Annotated in this window: 10 protein-coding genes and 3 tRNA genes; 11 read left to right on the top strand and 2 right to left on the bottom strand. The window is 39.0% G+C overall.

Features of this window, described 5'->3' with window-relative positions; translation table 11 throughout:
- The first annotated feature begins 15 nt into the window (after positions 1–15).
- Entirely contained in the window at positions 16–1,293 is a 1,278-nt protein-coding gene (locus P176_RS0104000) for a tetratricopeptide repeat protein (RefSeq protein WP_026753484.1), read from the top strand.
- Between the two features lie 124 nt (positions 1,294–1,417).
- On the opposite strand, the gene P176_RS0103995 is transcribed toward P176_RS0104000, so the two are convergent.
- Positions 1,418–2,167, bottom strand: a complete 750-nt coding sequence (locus P176_RS0103995; RefSeq protein WP_026753483.1) for a C40 family peptidase — start codon at positions 2,165–2,167, stop codon at positions 1,418–1,420.
- A gap of 15 nt (positions 2,168–2,182) precedes the next feature.
- Positions 2,183–3,361 carry an acetyl-CoA C-acyltransferase gene (locus P176_RS0103990; protein ID WP_026753482.1) on the bottom strand — a complete coding sequence of 393 codons (1,179 nt, stop codon included), beginning with the start codon at positions 3,359–3,361 and terminating at the stop codon, positions 2,183–2,185.
- 164 nt (positions 3,362–3,525) lie between these two features.
- Here P176_RS0103990 and P176_RS0103980 point away from each other — a divergent pair, with 164 nt between their 5' ends.
- The 10 genes from P176_RS0103980 (at position 3,526) to P176_RS0103935 (ending at position 20,286) form a co-directional block, all read left to right on the top strand.
- A complete protein-coding gene (locus P176_RS0103980; RefSeq protein ID WP_026753481.1) occupies positions 3,526–5,571 on the top strand; it encodes an HD family phosphohydrolase in 2,046 nt (681 codons plus the stop codon).
- Between the two features lie 98 nt (positions 5,572–5,669).
- A tRNA-Ser gene (locus tag P176_RS0103975) sits at positions 5,670–5,758 on the top strand.
- Between the two features lie 35 nt (positions 5,759–5,793).
- Positions 5,794–5,868: transfer RNA gene (locus P176_RS0103970), tRNA-Pro, on the top strand.
- A 125-nt stretch (positions 5,869–5,993) separates the two neighbouring features.
- Positions 5,994–6,068, top strand: a tRNA-Pro gene (locus tag P176_RS0103965).
- Between the two features lie 829 nt (positions 6,069–6,897).
- Positions 6,898–9,363, top strand: coding sequence for a glycoside hydrolase N-terminal domain-containing protein (locus P176_RS0103960; protein ID WP_026753480.1), 2,466 nt, complete (start codon positions 6,898–6,900; stop codon positions 9,361–9,363).
- A 112-nt stretch (positions 9,364–9,475) separates the two neighbouring features.
- A complete protein-coding gene (locus P176_RS0103955; protein WP_156033199.1) occupies positions 9,476–11,695 on the top strand; it encodes a glycoside hydrolase family 127 protein in 2,220 nt (739 codons plus the stop codon).
- A gap of 30 nt (positions 11,696–11,725) precedes the next feature.
- A complete protein-coding gene (locus tag P176_RS0103950) occupies positions 11,726–13,294 on the top strand; it encodes a glycoside hydrolase 43 family protein (protein ID WP_026753478.1) in 1,569 nt (522 codons plus the stop codon).
- An 11-nt stretch (positions 13,295–13,305) separates the two neighbouring features.
- A complete protein-coding gene (gene xyl3A, locus P176_RS0103945) occupies positions 13,306–15,927 on the top strand; it encodes a xylan 1,4-beta-xylosidase (protein ID WP_037348706.1) in 2,622 nt (873 codons plus the stop codon).
- A gap of 7 nt (positions 15,928–15,934) precedes the next feature.
- On the top strand, positions 15,935–18,334 hold the full coding sequence (locus tag P176_RS0103940) for a glycoside hydrolase family 127 protein (RefSeq protein ID WP_156032946.1): 2,400 nt from the start codon (positions 15,935–15,937) through the stop codon (positions 18,332–18,334).
- Positions 18,331–20,286, top strand: a complete 1,956-nt coding sequence (locus P176_RS0103935; RefSeq protein WP_081820668.1) for a glycoside hydrolase family 97 protein — start codon at positions 18,331–18,333, stop codon at positions 20,284–20,286. The genes P176_RS0103940 and P176_RS0103935 overlap by 4 nt, the downstream gene beginning before the upstream one ends.
- Positions 20,287–20,290 lie beyond the last annotated feature (4 nt).

The following is a 20,290-nucleotide window of genomic DNA, read 5'->3' as shown; positions in this document are numbered from 1 at the left end:
AAAAATTAACTCGTAATGAAAACAAGAATTATAGTTGCCTCAGCACTTTTGGTTAGTATAGTTTCCTTTGGACAAAAAAGAGAACTAAGAGATGCTGAAAAGGCCATAAAATCTGGAAATTTTGCCGATGCAAAATCTTCAATCGCTTCTGCCGAATCTTTAATAAGTAATGAAGATGAAAAGATGAGAGCAGAATTTTACTTTCTTAAAGGCCAAGCGTTATATGCAAATGGCACTGGAACCAATGAAGACATTGACAAGGCCATTGAAAGTTTTGAGATGGCAGAAAGTATTGAAGAGGAGTCTGGAAAAAAGAAATATACAGACGATATTGAAGAAGTGAAAACTAAAATGTTAAATAATTTTTTAACAAAGGCTAATGCAGCCCTTCAAAGTAAAGATTACATCAAATCCTCCCAAGGATTTGATAAGGCTTATAGAATGTCCCCAAAAGACACATTATATCTTTATTATGCAGCGTCTACAGCTGTAACTGCTCAAGATTATGATTCTTCTCTTAAATTCTATGAAGAGCTTAGAGATTTAGGCTTTACTGGAGAGGGAATGGAGTACTATGCGACCAGTAAAGAAACTGGAGAAGAAGAGAACTTTGATAATAAAACTATAAGAGATCTGTCTGTTAGACAAGGCACTCATATAGCTCCAAAAGATAGAAAAACAGAATCTAAATCTGCAGAGGTGGTCAAGAACATTGCTTTGATTCATTTAAGCAATGGGGATAATGCTAAAGCAGCAGCTGCTATGAAAGATGCAAGAGAGCAAAATCCTGATGATTTGGGACTGTTAATTTCTGAGGCTAACGTTCAGCTTAAAATGGGAAATAAAAAACGTTTTAAAGAGCTTATGGAAGAAGCTACCTCTAAAGATCCTAAAAATGCAGAGTTACAATATAACTTAGGGGTTATTGCTGCGGAAGCAGGCGAAAATGAAGCGGCTAAATCTTATTATGAAAAAGCTATTGAACTCGATCCTTCTTATGCTGACGCTTACGTGAATATGTCTGTACTGATATTAGGTCAAGAGAGCGAGATTGTTGAAGAGATGAACTCTCTAGGAACATCGTCTAAAGATAATGCGCGTTATGATGAGTTAAGATCACAACGAGTTAAAATCTATAAATCTGCAATTCCTTATTTAGAGACTGCTTTGAAATTAAAGCCACAAAATATTCAAGCTGCTAAAACACTTATGAATATTTACAGCGTAACCTCTGAAACTGAAAAGTTCAAGGCCATGAAAGCTAAAGTAGCTGAAATGGAAGCTGGAAATTAAGTTTCAGTAAAATTGATGTATAAAAAAGAGCGATCTGTGTAAACAAATCGCTCTTTTTATTTTGCTTTATTCTTAATAAAGATATTGATGCGATTTAGGATTAATTTAAGCCTAGATCTTAGCTTTAAACGATTTTTTTTATGACTCTTAGTTTATGAGTATGTTTGTTTTTTTCAGCATTGTAAATGCCTGAATGGTCCAATCTGTCAATTCTTACTTTTCCATGAGCATGAATGATGTAATTATTTTCCATGATGATGCCTACATGAATGATATCACCTTCAGCATTGTCAAAAAAGGCGAGATCTCCTGGCTCACTTTCCTCTATAAAACTCAAGGCTTGTCCTTGCATGGCTTGTTGCGACGCATCACGTTTCAGTAGATAACCATTTAGCAAATAAACCATTTGAGTAAATCCAGAACAATCAATACCAAAAGGTGTCTTTCCGCCCCAGAGATAGGGTGCGTTCAAATATAAAAAAGCCGTATTTAAGAGACTGTCTTTTCCTTGTTGAGATGAAATCGTCTTTCCATCAAACTTGTGCTGCAGTAAATTAACACCATTTAAAACGGCCCCCATAGGCACCGTATGTAAATTTTGTTCTTCGTCATGAACAAACTCAATGAGATCCTTGCTTAAAACAGGGACCTGATCATTCAATTCCTGATAATCTGACTCTGAAATCTCTTGATATTGCTTATTATCTATCCAACCTTCATAAGTATCGAAAGCCAATCGAATTTTACTCCAAGATTTACGCTGTTCTAAAACCTTAAAAAATTCACCATAGAGTACTTGTGAAACCAATTCACTTTTATCAGATGGCTCTGCTCTTAAGGGAACAATACTTAGGTTGCAAATGGCGTAAAGCATCAACAGGAGGATATATCAATTACGTTCTATAACTATTGCCGAAGCTCCACCACCGCCATTACAAATAGCTGCTGCTCCTATTTTGGCATCATTTTGTTTAAGTACACTGAGCAAAGTAATTAATATTCTTACTCCAGAACACCCTAAAGGATGGCCTAATGAAACAGCACCACCATTTACATTGACGTTTTTATCTGTAAGTCCTAGAATTTTCATGTTTGCTAGCCCAACTACAGAAAAGGCCTCATTAAACTCAAAAAAGTCAACGTCTTTTACACTGAGTCCAGCTTTATCTAAAGCCTTGGGAAGTGCTTTGGCTGGAGCAGTTGTAAACCACTTAGGTTCTTGTGCAGCATCAGCAAAACTCCTAATTGTAGCTAAAGGTTTTAAACCGAGTTCTTCAGCTTTTTCGCGACTCATCAAAACAACAGCGCCAGCACCATCGTTTATAGTAGAAGCGTTAGCAGCAGTAACCGTTCCATCCTTAGAGAAAGCGGGTCTTAATGCCGGTATTTTTTCTAATTTGACGTTGGTATATTCTTCATCTTCGGAAACCATTATGGCGTCTCCACGACGTTGAGGCACTTCTACAGGTACAACTTCATCATCAAATTTACCATCGCTCCATGCTTTTGCAGAACGTTGATAGGATTGAATGGCAAAATGATCTTGATCTTCACGTGAAAATTCATATTCCGAAGCACATAAATCGGCACAAACCCCCATAGCATTGTTGTCATATGCATCAACCAACCCGTCTTTTTGCATACCATCTTCTAGGGTGGCGGGTCCAAATTTGGTTCCTGTACGGGCGTGGTAATAATGCGGAATCAAGCTCATGTTCTCCATGCCTCCTGCAACTACAATATCTGTATCTCCTAAAGCTATAGATTGTGCAGCTTGCATTACGGCTTTCATACCAGAGGCACAAACTTTATTAACTGTTGAGCATGGTACTGTATCTGGTATTCCAGCATAAATGGCTGCTTGTCTTGCAGGTGCTTGTCCAGCTCCAGCTTGTACAACATGACCCATTATAACTTCTTCAACCAATTCTGGTTTGAGGTTTATTTTATCTAAGGCGCCTTTTATGGCAGTTGCTCCCAAACGAGGGGCTGCAACGGTTGATAGTTTTCCTAAAAAACTTCCGATAGGCGTTCTTGCCGCCGACACGATTACTACATCTCTACTCATGATTTGCTGTAATTTTAATTTTTACAAAACTACTCATTTTTAAATGAATTTTTGGCATCATATCAATAACATCAAAACCTAATACCATTATATTTTCTTACTTTTGAAATTGTCTGTAAATCACATCTTTTAAACATTAAGGTTTATGGAGAGACATAGTATCTATGAAGGATCTGGTAAATAAGTGGTATAAGAACCACGCGCTTTTGTATAAGATATTGTTGTTTTTAAGTACAACATTTCTTATCGTATATCTATTTCCGAAGAGCGGTAGGTTTAAGTATAATTTTGATAAGGGCAAACCTTGGCAATCAGAGAATTTATTGGCGCCTTTTAATTTTGCCATTAAAAAGTCTGCTGAAGAAATTCAAAATGAGCAAGTAGAGGCATCCAAGATCAGTCCTATTTATTTTGATATTCTAGAATCTGTTGAAGAAAGTGTGTATGCCAATTATGAGCGACAGTTTAAAGCGGCTTTTCCAGATAGTGTAAAACGATCGAATCCGAGATTATATAAAGTTGGGCAATCTGCTCTTGACGAGGTCTATGAGTTTGGTTTACTTGATGAGGGTTATGAATATGTGGAAGACAAAGAAGTCATTTTGCTCAAAGGACAAACCCAAAGCACAAGGGCTTTGTTTTCTGATTTAACTGCTATTAATGAGTTTAAAAGCATCATTGAAAAGAAGCTTGAAGATGAAGGTTATGGTACTTTTAAAACAGCTTTTGTATCGCTGTTTTTTGATATTGTAAAGCCAGATTTAACCTTAAATAAATCACTTACCCAAAATGCTCTAGCCGAAAAACTAGATGCTATTTCTAAGGTTAGAGGGAGCATCGAAAAAGGAACGCTCATTATTTCAAAAGGTGAGATTGTTGAGGGTAATAAATATGACATCTTGAAATCGTTAGAGGCGGAGTATGAATCTCAAATTTGGAGCGCCTCAGATTATAATTTGGTCATATTTGCCTATGCTTTGTTAGTGTCTTTAGCATTGTTAATGCTGCTGTTATTCCTTCGGAAATATAGAATTGAAGTCTTTTTGGATAACACCAAAGTGACCTTTATTTTCTTCAATATCCTTTTGATGATTTTATTGACGACTTTAATTGTCAATTATGATTCAAAGTATGTGTATGTGGTTCCGCTATGTATTTTGCCCTTGGTGTTGAAAGCCTTTTTTGACGCACGCTTAGGTTTATTTGCCCATGTGTTGACCGTATTGTTATTAGGATTTATTGTGCCTAACAATAATGAGTACGTCTTTCTTCAGATTATTGCCGGTATTGTGACGATTCTAACGGTTTCAGAATTATATAAACGCGCAAATCTATTTATTTCTGTAGGTCAAATTACATTGATTTATATGATTGCCTATTTTGCCTTTTTTGTAATCCATGAAGGCAGTATTGCTAATATGGATCTGGCTACATTCGGTTTATTTATCATTTGTGGTTTGGCAACGTTATTTGTACAGCCTCTCATATATATTTATGAAAAACTCTTTGGGTTGGTTTCAGATGTTTCGCTTTTAGAGCTATCAGACACCAATACCAAACTCTTAAAAGAACTTTCTAATAAAGCGCCAGGGACATTTCACCACTCGTTAAATGTGGCAAATTTAGCAGAAGCTTCAGCGAACGAAATTGGAGCCAACGCCATGTTGATAAGAGTAGGAGCTCTGTATCATGATATTGGTAAAATGAAGAATCCAACTTTTTTTACCGAAAATCAAGCCACAGGTCTAAATCCTCATGATGAGTTATCCACTAGAGAAAGTGCAAAGATCATTATTGATCATGTGTTGGATGGGATTGAAATAGCAAAGAAAAATAACCTACCAGACCGTGTGATCGATTTTATTAGAACCCATCATGGCACAAGTTTGGTGTATTATTTTTATATGAAGGAAAAAGGACTAGATGAAACCGTTGAAGAGGATGACTTCAGATACCCGGGGCCAAAGCCCTTTAGCAAGGAAACAGCCATTCTAATGATGTGTGATAGCGTAGAGGCAGCCTCAAAAAGTTTAAAAGAGCCATCGTCTATAAAAATAGATAAGTTTGTGGAGAGCATTATAGCAAAACAGATGGATGATGGGCAGTTTCTTAATGCCAACATCACTTTTAAGGAGATTCAAGCCATAAAGAAAATCTTAAAGACGAAGCTTGCCAATATCTTTCATTTGCGCATTGAATACCCTGAATAATTTTCATTAAAAAAAGTATTAAAAATAGTTGTTATGTTAATGATGATATCTTACATTTGCATCCGCATTTGAAGAGAATGCTAAGTTCATATACAATTGGAGAGGTGCCTGAGTGGCCGAAAGGAGCGGTTTGCTAAATCGTCGTACCTAGAAATAGGTACCCAGGGTTCGAATCCCTGTCTCTCCGCAAAGTTCTCATTTTTTAAATAAAGATAACCAATTCGGGGTGTAGCGTAGCCCGGTTATCGCGCCGCGTTTGGGACGCGGAGGTCGCAGGTTCGAATCCTGCCACCCCGACACAATTAGGTGGTTATAACGGTGTTATAATGATCGAAAAAATAGCAAATTCTTCTTGATAAGAATGCTAAAGATAAAGCCACTTTTTTAGTGGCTTTTTTGTTACTTTTAATTAGAAAATAATACGGGATGTGGCGCAGTCCGGTTAGCGTACACGGCTGGGGGCCGTGTGGTCGCAGGTTCAAATCCTGTCATCCCGACAATTTTTTAAATGACTTCGCTTGAGGCTTGTTTATCCATAGCTTCTTAGCTTTTGTGAAATCTTAGGCTAGTCTTTTTTAGAGCCTTCATGCTTGTACTAAAGACATTTTTACTCCAGAAAAGACATCTAGTTTCTATATTTAATGCTGAATCGTTTTAAGAGTGTCTATACAAGACCTTCTAAAAGGTAGTGATTTGTTCCTCGTCAACTCTCTTGACGAATAAGATCATTCAAATCAAACACGACATCCGTTGAGCACAGCGGATCCTAGATAATACTCTATATGCTTTTTGTAATTATAGATCACTTTCAAGAAGTGTCCTGTAAGTGCTTCTACGATTATATTTCATTCCTGTTCATACTCATCTTATCCAAGCTTAAAAACCACAAAAAGGAAATATTCTACTTAAAATCAAAATGTAAGATCTTCATGAGATTTTGTCCTAATTGATCAATAAGAGTGCATAGCTATTAGCCGAAACTTCACTTCACTTCACTTCACTAAAATTTTCAAGTATTGAGTACAAAGGAAATTTATTTAAGACAACCGATTGCTTATATTAAGTGTATTTATTACATTTGTTTTTGTGCTTTTCATAGTTATTATGATTAAATGTCAATACACCTTTTTTAGTCGTAATAACGCGTTTGTATACAATCTTTAAATGATCAGGATAGTTGTTTTATCTCTAACTTGATTTTCATTACGTTTTCAATGTAATTTGAGTCGGTTTCAGATTTTGAAGTGAAATTATAACTTATCTTAAAAGTGTTCTAATTACACTTATTTTTATTGATTGTTATTATTAAATAGAGTATACGTATCAATGGCTAAATTCGCATGTGTTTTTATTTGTTTAATTTCCGTTATTCAGGCTTTCTGCCAAGATAGCAAGGAATTAAAACTGTGGTACAATAAGCCTTCTGGAACGGTTTGGGAAAATGCCCTCCCCATTGGGAATGGATTTCAGGCAGCCATGGTCTATGGTAATGTTGAAAAGGAAATCTTTCAATTGAATGAGCATACAGTGTGGAGCGGAAGCCCAAATCGGAATGACAATCCTAATGCTTTGGCAGCTATGCCAGAAGTGAGACAGCTGATTTTTGACGGCCAATACCAAGCGGCTGAAAATTTAGCCAATGAAAAAATAATCACAAAAAAGTCTCACGGCCAAAAGTTTCAACCCGTTGGGAGTTTGGAATTGACGTTTAATGGTCATACTGACTATTCTGATTATTACCGAGAACTAGATATTGAAAAAGCTATTACCAAAACGAGCTATAAGCTTGATGGCGTCACCTATACCCGCGAAGCGTTCACATCCTTTGCTGATAGGGTAATGGCTATAAGGCTTTCAGCGGATACTCCAAACAAGATATCATTTTCGACGGTATTTACTAGCCAGCATAATAAACAAGAGATTAAAGTTAATGGAGATAATGAACTTTCACTTTGGGGAACGACTAGTGACCATGAAGGCGTTGAAGGGAAGGTCGAATTTAACGCTCTTGCCAAAATAAAAATAGATGGCGGAAGCCTAAAACAAAAGGACAACTCGGTTGCTATTGAAAAAGCCAATTCTGTTATAATATTTGTTTCCATTGCCTCCAACTTCAACAATTACAATGACTTGAGTGGCGACGAAGAGATGCGTGCAAAAGAGTATTTGGACAAAGCCTTCAACAAGGATTTTGAAACACTTAAATCTGAACACATCTCTGCCTATCAAAAATACTTTTACCGAGTGCAACTTGATTTAGGTTCTACCGAAGCGAGCAAATTTCCAACGGATGAACGACTTAAGAACTTTAAGGATGTTTCAGACCCTTCGTTTTTGACTCTTTATTACCAATACGGACGCTATTTACTGATCTCTTCATCCCAACCTGGTGGACAGCCCGCCAATCTGCAAGGCATTTGGAATGGCAATATGAACCCAGCTTGGGATAGTAAATACACCATCAATATCAATACTGAGATGAACTATTGGCCGGCAGAAAAGACCAGTCTTTCAGAAATGCATGAACCGCTTTTAAAAATGGTCATGGAACTTTCCGAAACTGGTAAGGAAACGGCAAAAGTGATGTATGGGGCAAAAGGTTGGGTGGCGCATCACAATACAGATATTTGGAGAATTACGGGCCCTGTCGATGGTTCCTTTTGGGGCATCTGGAACGGAGGCGGGGCTTGGTTGAGCCAGCATTTATGGGAGCATTATCTATACACTGGCGATAAAACCTATCTAGAATCCGCTTATCCTTCTCTGAAAGGTGCAGCGGAATTTTATGTAGACTTTTTAGTCGAACATCCAAAAAATAAATGGTTGGTGGTCGCTCCAGGTAATTCTCCTGAAAACGCACCCAAAGAACATCCAGGCGCCTCCATTACTGCGGGTTCTACCATGGACAATCAGCTGGTGTTCGATGTGTTTAGCGCTACGATTGAAGCTGCCAAAGTGCTTAACAAGGACAAAGATTTCATTGCAAAACTGGAAGGTTTAAGGCAACGATTGCCGCCGATGCAGATTGGTAAACATAATCAACTTCAGGAATGGCTAGACGATGTGGATAGCCCAGAGGATAAGCACCGACATATTTCGCATTTGTACGGATTGTTTCCATCGAATCAAATTTCGCCCTACAAAAATCCAAAACTTTTTGCCGCAGCAAAAAACACATTGTTACAAAGAGGCGATATCTCCACGGGTTGGAGTATGGGATGGAAAGTGAATTGGTGGGCGAAAATGCAAGATGGTAACAAAGCTTATCAACTGATTCAAAATCAATTATCGCCAGTCGGCACTATCGAAAGTGGCGGCGGAACGTATAACAATCTATTTGATGCACATCCGCCATTTCAAATTGATGGGAATTTTGGTTGTACCTCTGGAATAACCGAAATGCTGATGCAAAGCTCCGATGGTGCCATTCATTTAATTCCTGCGCTTCCAGATAATTTGAAAGATGGTATGGTTTCTGGTTTAAAAACAAGAGGCGGATTTACAATCGAAGACATGATTTGGAAAAATGGCGAATTGGTTTCAGTAAAAATCACTTCCAATCTTGGTGGAAATCTGCGGTTGCGAATTCCAAATGAAATGAAGTTCGAGTCCGGAAATAAATTAAATAAAGCTTCAGACGAAAATCCGAATTCATTTTTTGTAGTGCCAAAAATTAAAGAACCAATCATTTCGGAAGCATCCACGATTCGACCTTTACAATTAAAAGAAACGTTTTTGTATGATATCCCAACTGAAAAAGGAAATTCGTACCAATTCATTATAAAATCATAGATATAACAATAAACAAATGCAGATTCAAAACATACATACTTCAATTTTCACAATCGCAAAATCAATGGGTTTTGTGTTGGCATTCCTAATATCTTCAATTGGTTTTTCGCAAATGCAGTCCTTCGATTTACAGGACGTAAGACTAACGGATGGACCGTTCAAAAATGCCCAAGATGTGGATATGACCTACATTTTGGAATTGGAGCCCGACAGATTGTTGGCGCCTTATTTAATTGACGCTGGTTTGCCAGTTAAAGATGAGCGTTATGGCAATTGGGAAAGTATAGGTTTGGACGGCCATATTGCCGGGCATTATTTGTCCGCGCTTGCCATGCTATATGCGTCCACGGGTAATGAGGAATTAAAAACGCGCCTAGATTATATGCTTTCGGAATTGGAGCGATGCCAAAACGCAAATGACAATGGCTATGTAGGAGGAATACCGGAAGGGAAAGTTTTCTGGGAGCGTATTCACACAGGCGATATCGATGGCAGTGGTTTTGGACTGAATAACACTTGGGTGCCGCTTTATAATATTCATAAACTATTTGCGGGCCTGATAGATGCCTACCGCTTTACCGATAGTGAACAGGCGAAATCCATCGTCATAAAATTAGGAGATTGGTTCGTGGATTTGATTGCACCGCTTTCCGAAGCACAAATTCAAAATATTTTAAAAACGGAGCATGGCGGCATCAATGAATCTTTTGCGGATTTATACATGATGACAAACAATGAAACATATTTAAAAACCGCCGAAAAACTAACTCATAAAGCCTTTTTAGAACCTTTATTGAATGAAGAAGATAAGCTAACCGGTTTACACGCCAACACCCAAATCCCAAAAGTGTTGGGTTATGAAAAAGTAGCAGAATTGACTGATGACAAGGAATTGGCTGAAGCTGTCCAATTTTTCTGGAGAGATGTGACTCAAACCCGCAGTGTTGCTTTTGGTGGCAACAGTGTTGCTGAACATTTTAATCCGGTGGATGATTTTAGCGGAATGGTAAAGTCCAATCAGGGTCCAGAAACCTGCAATTCCTACAATATGGTCCGCTTAAGCAAAGCCTTGTTTCTAGACCATAATGATGTGAGTTATTTAGATTTTTACGAGCGCACGCTTTACAATCATATTCTGTCGAGCCAGCTTCCCGAAAAAGGCGGATTTGTATATTTCACGCCCATCCGTCCCAATCATTATCGCGTCTATTCGCAACCAGAGACTAGTATGTGGTGCTGCGTGGGTTCTGGTTTAGAAAATCACACCAAATACAGCGAACTCATTTATAGTCATAACCAGAATGATGTGTTTGTAAATCTGTTTATTCCATCTACTTTGAACTGGGAAGAAAAAGGGATTTCTTTAACCCAAAGCACGAAATTTCCGTATGAAAATCAATCAGAAATCATTTTAAATTTAAAAAATAAGCAGAAATTCATTGTAAACATTCGTCAACCCGAATGGGCAGAAAATTTTGAAATTTTAGTCAATGGAAAGGTTCAAAAGATGAATGACAAGCCTTCGACGTATAGAAGCATTGAAAGAAAATGGAAGTCTGGCGATAAAATTACCGTCAGATTTAAAACCTCGACTCATCTAGAAAATTTACCCGATGGTTCCAATTGGGTGGCGTTTGTGGACGGTCCTATCGTTTTGGCTGCCAAGACCTCAACCGAAGATTTAGACGGATTATTTGCAGACGATAGTCGAATGGGGCATGCGACTCACGGAAAATACATTCCGTTGGATGAAGCTTATGCCTTAGTTGGTGATAAAGACAGTTATTTATCTCAAGCAAAAGAGCTTGAAAACCTTCATTATAGTTTGGATTCTTTGGAGCTTCAACCATTTTTTGAAGTGCATGATGCACGCTATCAGATGTACTTTCAAACCTATAGTGCCGGTGAATATAAAGAGAAACAGGCCATCTTAAAACAGCAAGAATTAGACGCCGCAGCTTTGGAAGCAAAAACGGTTGACAAAGTGAGTTGCGGCGAGCAGCAGCCAGAAGTGGGGCATTTATACAAAGGGGAAAAAAGTTACTCTGGATATGATGAGGACCGATTTTGGAGAAGCACGCGCGGTTACATGTCTTACCAATTATCAAACAAAAACCGTGAAGGCCAATTTTTGGATATTTCAGCATTGGACGACATCACATTAGAGAACATTGACATATCTATCAATGAGATACCTGCAGAAATCATTTCATCAGAAAATAAAACCATTCGAATAAAATTGAGCGACAACGAACTTGTCAACGTGAAAATGTCCTCCACAAATGACAAACCGACACCGAGATTTTACGAATTACGAATTTTGAAAGACTAATTTTTAGAGCATACAAAACAATACAAATTGATGAACGTACTTTTCAAGTGCATACTGATTTTAAGCTTTTTTATAGGCATTACTTCAAGCGCGCAAGATAAAAAAGCTCAAAACCCCATCATCTATGCCGATGTGCCAGATGCATCGATGCTACGAGTTGGCGACACCTATTATATGAGTAGCACCACGATGCACATGAGTCCTGGCTTGCCTATCATGAAGTCGAACGATTTAGTGAATTGGGAACTTATCAATTATGGGTATGATACGCTTGGACATTCCGATGAACTCGATTTAGATAATGGGAAGAACATGTATGGTCGCGGCTCATGGGCGAGTTGCCTGCGCTACCATAATGAAAAATTTTATGTGAGCACCTTTTCTGCAACCACAGGTAAAACGCACATTTATGTGACTGAAAATCTTGAAAAAGGTCCATGGACAACCATAGAATTTCAACCTTCATACCATGACCATTCCATATTTTTTGATGACGATGGAAAAACCTATATGGTTTGGGGAGCTGGCAAACTCAATATTATCGAATTGAAAGACGACCTTTCAGGCGTTAAGGAAGATACCCAAAAAGTACTTATTGAAAATGCAAGCGCACCGGCCGGCGACAATATTATGTTGGGTGCGGAAGGTTCTCAACTTTATAAAATCAACGGTAAATACTACTTGTTCAATATTACATGGCCACAAGGTGGCATGCGCACCGTGATTATTCATCGCGCTGATAATATTACAGGTCCTTGGGAAGGTAAAGTGGGTCTGCAAGACTTGGGAGTTGCCCAAGGTGGACTTATAGATACGCCGGACGGCAGATGGTTTTCCTATTTATTTAAAGATAATGGAGGGGTCGGGCGCATTCCTTATTTGGTGCCTGTGACATGGGAAGATGGCTGGCCGATTATAGGGAACGATGGCAAAGTACCGCAACAGTTGGATTTACCAGCAAGCAAAGGTCTGATTCCGGGAATTGTGCATTCAGATGATTTCAAACGCAAGAAGAAAGAAGCGGATTTACCTCTGGTTTGGCAGTGGAACCATAATCCAGATAATTCACTTTGGTCGGTCAGAGAACGCGAAGGTTATTTACGATTGAAAACAGGACGAATCGATTCCAGGTTCGTTCAAGCGAAAAATACGTTGACCCAGCGCACTATTGGTCCAGAAAGTACAGGTTCAACACTCTTGGATATTTCAAAAATGAAGGAAGGCGATTTTGCTGGGCTTTGTTTATTGCAGAAAGAATTCGGATTGGTGGGTGTAAAGTTTGAAAACGGCCAGAAAAAAATAGTCATGATGTCAGCGCCAAAAGGCGAAGCAAAAGAAATGCAAAGTATTCCTTTAAATCAAAACAAAATTTACTTAAAAGCGGAATGCGATTTTAACGAAAGAGCTGACAAAGCGAAATTCTTCTACAGTCTCGATGGGAAAACTTGGAAACCTATTGGAGAATCCATCAACATGCCTTACACGCTGCCACATTTTATGGGCTACCGATTTGGACTGTTCAACTATGCCACAAAACATATAGACGGCTATGTCGATTTTGATTATTTCCATATTAGCGATACGATTTCAAAACAATAATAAAAGAGCATATGAATTTCAACAGAACAAAACAGGAAACAAAAACGATTTGGATGCTTTGCATCTGTTTATTTGGAATGTTGCAAGTAAGCGCACAAGAATTACCGTTTCAAAATCCTGAATTGAGTTCTGCAGAACGTGCTAAGGATTTGATTTCACGCTTGACGCTGGAAGAAAAAGCCACCTTAATGTGCGACCAATCCGATGCCATTCCAAGATTGGGAATAAAGAAATTCAACTGGTGGAGTGAGGCACTTCATGGGTATGCAAATAATGATAACGTAACTGTGTTTCCGGAACCGATAGGCATGGCAGCTTCCTTTGATAACGATTTGGTGTATCGTGTTTTTGACGCGGTTTCTGATGAAGGGCGTGCCAAGTACAATCAATGGATTGCAGATGGAAACGAAAATAAACGGTTTTTGAGTCTATCCGTTTGGACCCCAAATGTGAACATTTTTCGCGACCCGCGCTGGGGTCGTGGCCAAGAAACCTATGGCGAAGACCCTTATTTGACTTCGTTGATGGGTGTTTCTGTTGTGAAAGGACTGCAAGGCCCTGCAGATTCCAAATATCGAAAAATATTAGCATGTGCTAAACATTTTGCGGTGCACTCTGGTCCAGAATGGAGCAGACACGAACTTAATTTGAATGATGTCAATCCCCGCGAATTATACGAAACCTATTTACCTGCCTTCAAAGCCTTGGTTCAGGATGCTGATGTGCGACAAGTGATGTGTGCCTATCAGCGATTGGATGATGAGCCCTGTTGTGGTAACACAAGATTGTTGCAACGCATCCTGCGTGATGAATGGGGTTATGAATATATGGTGGTGTCAGACTGTGGTGCCGTTACCGATTTCTTTACCTCTCATAATGTGTCTTCTGATGCCGAACATGCAGCTGCTAAAGCTGTTTTGGCAGGAACGGATGTGGAATGTGTTTGGGAAAACTATCCCTTCAAAACCTTGCCTGAAGCGGTTGCCAATGATTTAATAAAAGAAGCCGACGTCAATAAAAGTTTGGAGCGTGTCTTAATTGGTCGTTTTGATTTGGGAGAAATGGACGATGATGCCATTGTGCCTTGGGCTCAAATTCCTGCATCGGTCTTAAATAGTAAGGAACATCAGGAGTTGGCGCTCGAAATGGCTAGAAAATCAATGACGCTGCTCCAGAATAAAAATAACATTCTTCCTTTAAAGAAATCAATCAACAAGATTGCAGTCATTGGTCCAAACGCTGATAACGAGCCAATGCTTTGGGGAAATTACAACGGTACCCCGAATCAAACTATTACTATTCTCGATGGCATTAAATCTAAAGTTTCCGAAGGAAGCGTGTTCTATGACAAGGCCAGTGATTTGGTGGATGATAAAGTGACAACTAGTTATTTTCCTGAAATTAGTTTCGACGGAAAAAAAGGCTTTAAAGCTACCTATTGGAATACCCCTGATAGAACCGGACCTGTAATTGCCACAACCCAAATTACAAATCCTTTAAAATTGACAACTGCTGGAAACCATGAATTCGCAACTGGCGTAAAATTGGAGGACTTTTCAGCTAAATATGAAGGCGAATTTGTAGCGAAAGAAACGGATACATTAGTGTTCAAAACAGGAGCGACTGGAGCGTTTGAATTATTGGTAAATGGCGAGTCCATTAGTAAATATACCAACTGGCGCACCATCCCTGGACGACTTCCTTTTAAGGTGGAAGCAGGCAAAACCTATAACATTGAGATTCTGTTTGCACAGTCCAATGACTGGCAAGCCAATTTGGAATTTGATTTTGGAAAAGAATTTGACATCGATTTTAGTGGATTGATTAAAAAATTGGAAGGCATTGACACCGTTGTTTTTGTCGGCGGACTTTCAACCTTATTGGAAGGCGAGGAAATGCCGGTTTCTTACCCAGGTTTTAAAGGTGGCGACCGTACCAATATCGAATTGCCATCTGTTCAGAAAAAATGTTTACAAGCCTTGAAAGATGCTGGTAAAAAAGTGGTGTTTGTAAATTGTTCTGGTTCTGCGATTGCCTTATTGGATGAAACAAAAAGCTGTGATGCCATTCTTCAAGCTTGGTATGGCGGTGAATCTGGTGGCCAAGCCGTTGCAGATGTACTTTTTGGCGATTATAATCCTGCCGGAAAACTTCCTGTAACCTTCTACAAAAATTCGGATGCTTTGGGCGATTTTGAGGATTATTCCATGAAAGGCCGCACCTACCGTTATATGGAGGATGCCTTGTTTCCCTTTGGATTCGGATTGAATTATTCCTCATTCAACATTGGTACTGCAAGTTTGAATAAAACGACTATCAAGACTGATGAATCGGTTCAAATGAAAATTCCAGTAAAAAATACGAGTAAGGTTGATGGCACCGAAATCCTTCAAGTGTATGTACATAAAGTGAATGATGTCGATGGTCCACTTAAAACATTGAAAGGATTTAAACGTGTTGAAGTAAAAGCTGGAAAAACGGAAACCATAACTATCGATTTGCCGGCATCTTCCTTTGAATTTTATGATGCAGATGCTGTCGCCATGAGGGTTTCGCCAGGCGACTATGAAGTTTTCTATGGAAACAGTTCAGATTCAAAAGATTTAAAAATGACGAAAGTGACCATACAGTAAAAACGCAATGATGAAGTTTCAGAATAAAATAGTACTCTTTTTAATAAGCTCTTGGCTAGGTGTGAATTCCATTCAAGCGCAGGAAAAATTATATCCCAACGAGTTTCCTTTGGAAGACGTAACCTTATTGGATGGTCCATTTAAAGATGCGCGTGACCTTAATATTGATGTCTTATTGAAATACGATGTGGATAGGTTTATGGCTCCTTACAGAAAAGAAGCCGGTCTGGAACCTAAAGCACCTTCGTACCCAAATTGGGAAGGTCTCGATGGGCATGTTGGTGGCCATTATTTGTCTGCTATGGCGATAAATTACGCTGCAACAGGAAATGAAGCATGTAAAAAGCGAATGGAATACATCATTTCTGAAGTTAATGAATGTCAGGAAGCGAATGCCATCAATCATCCAGAGTGGGGAGTCGGCTATGCTGGAGGTTTTCCCAATAGCGCAAAATTATGGCCAGCCTTCAAAAAAGGCGATTTCAGCTTATATAATTCAGCTTGGGCACCTTTTTATAATCTTCATAAAATGTACGCCGGCTTAAGGGATGCTTGGTTATATGCTGATAATGAAGAAGCCAAAACGATGTTTCTGAAATTCTGCGATTGGGGAATTGATATCACATCAAAACTTTCCGACGAACAGATGGAATCTATGTTAAATATGGAACATGGAGGTATGCCTGAAGTTTTTGCAGATGCCTACCAAATGACAGGCGAAGAAAAATATTTGATGGCCGCCAAACGCTATTCACATAAAGCGATTTTGGAGCCACTTTCAGAAGGCATTGACCATCTCGACAATAAGCACGCAAATACCATCATCCCAAAGATTGTTGGTTTTGAAAGAATTGCCGAGTTGGATAACAACGAAAAATATAACAATGCCGGACGTTTTTTCTGGGAAACTGTCGTCAACAATCGCAGTTTGGCCTTTGGTGGAAATAGCAGAAAAGAACATTTCCCGAGCAAGGCGGCAAGCATTGATTATGTGACTGAAGATGACGGACCAGAATCCTGTAATTCTTATAACATGTTGAAGCTGACGGAAGATTTGTTCCGCGTACATCCAGAAGCTAAATACGCTGATTATTACGAACGGACTTTATACAATCATATTCTGTCTACCCAACATCCAGAACATGGTGGCTATGTCTATTTTACCTCTGCACGTCCACGCCATTATCGCGTGTATTCCGCACCTAACGAAGCCATGTGGTGTTGTGTCGGGACGGGAATGGAAAACCATGGGAAATACAATCAATTTATTTATACCCATTCGAAAGATTTCTTGTATTTGAATCTTTTTATCGCTTCAGAATTAGATTGGAAAGACAAAGGCATCACATTAAAACAGGAAACTAATTTTCCTAATGAAGAACAAACGACCTTGACCATAACCGAAGGAACCGCAAATTTCAACTTAATGCTTCGCTATCCGAATTGGGTTAAGGAAGGTGCTTTAAAAATTTCAGTGAATGGTAAAAACGTTGATTACACAAACAAACCGTCTTCTTACATCAGCATTAACAGGAACTGGAAAAAAGGCGATGTCGTCAAACTCATGTTGCCAATGCAGAATACGGTGGAGCAAATTCCAAATGTGCCGCAATACATTGCGTTTTTGCACGGACCGATTTTATTGGGAGCAGAAACAGGAACCCAAGATTTAAAAGGCTTGATTGCAGATGACAGTCGTTTTGGACAGTATCCGGGTGGCGAACGTTTAGCATTGAACAAAGCTCCGATTTTGGTGGAAGACGATATGCAGCATATTGCTGAAAAATTAGAGCCTATAAAAGGCAACCCTTTAAATTTTAAGTTGAATGTCGAGATGCAAAATCCGCTGGCTACTAATTTGAAGCCTTTTTATAAAATTCATGATTCGCGCTATATGATGTATTGGTTGTCATTGACCAATTCAGGTTACAAAAGTTATGTGGATTCCTTGGCGACTATCGAAACGAAAAAGTTAGAGCTCGAAAAACGTACGGTCGATTTTGTGGGCACTGGCGAGCAACAACCCGAAAGTGACCATTATATGGAAACTTCCAATTCCTTTTCGGGTAATTCACAAGATGAGTTTTGGAGAGCGGCCAGAGATGGCGGTAATTTTAGTTATTTAATGTCCACCCAATCTGCTACCGACCTTGTATTGATACTTCGCTATTGGGAATTTTATTGGGGCACCAAAAAATTTGATATTTATATTGATGATGAAAAATTGGCATCCGTAGATACGTCCAATCATAGCAATATCAGTCAGTTTATCGAAACAGAATATCCTATTCCAAATGCGATGATACAAGGAAAGGATAAAATCAGGGTTCGTTTTCAAGCACAGCCGAATAGTAGTACCAGCGAGATTTATCATGTCCGTTTAACCAAGAAAGCAAATTTAGAATGAAGAAGGAATTTTTTACAAGCATGAAAAAACATCTGGTTATAGGTTTCCTATTGATGTCATCAGCAGTCATTTCACAAAATGCTGAAGTCATAAGTCCTGATGGAAAATTACAAGTGAAGGTTTCTGTTGACAATGGAAACGCTATCTATAAGGTCACTTATAACAATCAACCAATCCTTGAAAATTCGCCTTTAGGATTAATAACCAATGAAGGTGACTTCACTAAAAATTTAGGGTTTGTAGCCTCTTCCAAAGACACCGTTGAAAAGAATTTTGAGCAGGAAAAAATAAAACAATCGTCAATTAAGTATCAAGCCAACACCTTAAAGTTTACGCTCGAAAATTCAGATAAAAAACAGTTGTCCATCGTTTTTCAAGTTAGTAATAATGACATCGCTTTTAGATACGAATTGTCAATTTGGGATAAAACCATGGCTTGTGTGGTTGAAAAAGAGCTTACGGGGTATCGATTTCCAACGAACACAACGAGTTTTCTTTCGCCAATGATGGGTTCCATGACCGGATTTGCTCGTACCGCTCCAAGTTATGAAAGTGGTTATACTGCAGATGTTGCTATGGAAACAAATACTTCTGAAACCGGATATGTCTTCCCTGGACTTTTTCGAATTGGAGAAAATGGTTGGGCATTGTTGTCAGAAACGGGCGTTTCCAGTGCGTATTGCGGGTCTCACTTAAGCAGCTTTGAGGATGGTGTTTTTAGCGTTGCGTATCCCGATATGAAAAATAACAATGGTTTTGGAAGCACGGGCGCTCAAATTGGTCTTCCGGGAGTCACGCCATGGCGAACGATTACAGTTGGCGAAACGCTAAAACCTATTGTAGAAACGACCATTTCTTATAGCGTGGTGGAGCCACTATATGAGCCATCGCAAGAGTATAAATATGGACGTGGCACATGGAGTTGGATTGTCTGGCAAGACAATAGTATGAATTATGAGGACCAAAAAACATATATCGACTTGGCCGCTGCCATGGATTTTGAATACATTTTAATCGATGCTTGGTGGGATAGGGATATTGGTTATGATAAAATGAAAGAGTTGATTCAATATGCTAAATCGAAAGGTGTGGATGTGTTTCTTTGGTATAATTCCAACGGTGTGACCAATGATACGTTTATGACGCCAATCAGTAAGATGAATACCTCCATCGCCAGAAAAAAAGAAATGAAATGGCTCAAGGAAGCAGGTGTAAAAGGATTGAAAGTTGATTTTTTTGGTGGCGATAAGCAAGATACCATGCGTTTGTATGAAGACATTCTATCCGATGCGAATGATTATGGACTGATGATTATTTTTCACGGCGCCACACTCCCTCGCGGTTGGGAACGTATGTACCCGAATTTTGTCGGAAGTGAAGCCGTCATCGCTTCGGAGATGTTAATTTTTACCCAAGATGCACGCGACAAGGAAGCATTTTACGCATCCTTGCATCCATTTATTCGGAATTCGGTTGCGAGCATGGAATATGGCGGTGTACTGTTAAATACATTTCTGAACAAAGGCAACGAAAAGGGTCAAGAGCGATTAACCTCGAATGCATTTCAATTGGCGACCAGTGTCTTGTATCAAAACCCAGTTCAGATTTTCGGATTAACACCGAACAACTTGGAAGACGTTCCAAAATATCAACTCGATTTTTTAAGAAATCTTCCAACCACTTGGGATGAAACCGTTTTCATTGATGGCTATCCCGGAAAATACAGTGTTGTGGCTCGTAGACATGGCGAAAAATGGTACATCGCTGGCGTCAATGCGGAAACTTCCGCCAAAAAATTAAAGTTGAATCTTCCAATGTTGGCAGGAAGTAAAATAAATGTTTATAACGATGACAAAAATAAAAGCACTTTCATGGATGAGATTTCAATTGCTAAAAATGGAGAACTTTCAATAACCATACAATCAAATGGAGGATTTGTAATCACGAATTAATAAA

The sequence above is a fragment of the Sediminibacter sp. Hel_I_10 genome, from assembly GCF_000688335.1.
Classification (GTDB): Bacteria; Bacteroidota; Bacteroidia; order Flavobacteriales; family Flavobacteriaceae; genus Psychroserpens.
This window is presented reverse-complemented; position numbering and strand designations above follow the sequence as displayed.